The following is a 411-nucleotide window of genomic DNA, read 5'->3' on the forward strand; positions in this document are numbered from 1 at the left end:
TTCGGGTTGGTGGCCGAAGGCGAGATCTGCGGAATGCCGGCGTCGCTGTAGAGCTTCGAGGCGGGGATGGTGGTGCCCGAGTTCAGGTGACCGACCACGCCGTTGACCTTTTCGTCCACGAGCTTCTGGGCCACGGCCGTGCCCTGCTTCGGATCGCCTGCGTCGTCTTCGGCGATCAGTTCGAACTTGGCAACCTTGTCGCCGATCTTGAGGCCCTTTGCATTCAGGTCTTCGATGGCCATCCTGGCGCCGAACTCGTTGTCCTTGCCGAGGTGGGCGATGGCACCGCTGGTAGGTCCAACGTGACCGATCTTGACGACCAGGGTTTCTCCGGCAGGTGCGGGTGCAGGTGCAGCCGGGGCCGCAGCCGTTGGCGCGGGCGCTGCAGCGGGAGCAGCAGCTTCTTCCTTC

General features: G+C 64.7%; 1 protein-coding gene. It reads right to left on the minus strand.

The annotated features are described in order from the left end of the window. Nucleotides 1-411: ABC transporter substrate-binding protein (locus ACSFA3_RS26345; RefSeq protein ID WP_435508238.1), on the minus strand; the 411-nt coding region annotated here is incomplete at both ends.

Source organism: Variovorax glucosi (assembly GCF_051216695.1).
Lineage (GTDB): Bacteria > Pseudomonadota > Gammaproteobacteria > Burkholderiales > Burkholderiaceae_C > Variovorax.